The organism is Nocardia aegles (assembly GCF_052545135.1).
This window is the reverse complement of record NZ_JBQWRI010000044.1, coordinates 1-1,247: the sequence shown is the minus strand read 5'-3', so window position 1 is coordinate 1,247 and position 1,247 is coordinate 1. Positions and strand designations below refer to the sequence as shown.

The following is a 1,247-nucleotide window of genomic DNA, read 5'->3' as shown; positions in this document are numbered from 1 at the left end:
AGTCAGCTCAGCGCCCTCGTAGGCGACGGCGATCTGCTCCGGATTCGCTTCCACGGAACGGCGATACCCGTCGAGCAGCAACCCGGAGCGGATGGGGTAGCGAGTGTCGTTCCACTCGTGCAGGATGCGATCCCGCTCGACCACGCTGAGCAGGTCGATACCGCCCAGCGGGCGATCGGGATCGGCCGTGACCGCTCGCAGCAATCGGTTCAGGCGCGCCGCGAAGGCGGCGACCGAACCCTCGTCGAACAGATCGGTGGCGTAGGTGAACATGGCGGCCAGGCCCGCGTCCGGACCTTCCTGCGGCGTCACCGTCAGCTGGAGATCGAATTTGGCCACCGCGCCGTCGAGTTCGACCGCGCCGACCGACAGGCCGGGCAGCTCGAGCTGCGCTCGGTCCATGTTCTGGAAGAACAGCGCCACCTGGAACAGCGGATGATGCGCCTGCGACCGCACCGGATCCAGCACCTCGACCAACCGCTCGAACGGCAACTCGGCATGCGAGAAGGCCGCGAGGTCGCGTTCCTTGGTCGCCTGTAGTAGTTCGGCGAACGAGGCCGCCGGATCCACGGCGGTCCGCAGCACCAGCGTGTTGACGAACATGCCGACCAGATCGTCGAGTTCCGCCTCGCCGCGGCCCGCGACCGGGGTGCCGATGGTGATGTCGTCCGTGCCGGACAATCGGGCGAGCAGTGCCGCGAAAGCGGTGTGCACGACCATGAACAGCGAGGCGCCGCCGGCGTGCGCGAGCTCGTCGAGCCGGGCCCGGGTGGGTGCGTCGACGGTGAAAGTGAAGACGCCACCGCGCCCGGAAGCCGCGGCGGGACGCGGCCGATCCGTGGGGAGGTCGAGCCGGTCCGGAATACCGGCGAGAGTCTCTCGCCAAAAGGCGATCTGCGTCGCGGCCACCGAGCGGGGGTCGTTCTCCTCGCCCAGCACGGCACGCTGCCACAGCGTGTAGTCCGCGTACTGCACCGGCAGCGGATCCCAGCCGGGCGCGCTGCCCGCGCTGCGCGCGACGTAGGCGGTCATCAGGTCGCGCACCAGCGGCGCTATCGACGTTCCGTCGGCCGCGATGTGGTGCACGACGACAGCGAGGACGTAGTCGTCGGGACCGGTCCGCGCGAGCGACAGCCGCAACGGCACCTCCGCCGCGACATCGAAACCGGCGGCGGCGAACGCACGCAGCCAGTCCGGGAGTTCCCCGGCGGCCAGGTCGTGCGGCGTCAGGTCCGGCGTCGCCTGTT

General features: G+C 69.9%; 1 protein-coding gene. It reads right to left on the bottom strand.

Going from position 1 to position 1,247, the window contains the following annotated elements; genetic code table 11:
- Positions 1-1,247: condensation domain-containing protein (locus ACT89H_RS29365; RefSeq protein ID WP_445111916.1), on the bottom strand; the 1,247-nt coding region annotated here is incomplete at both ends.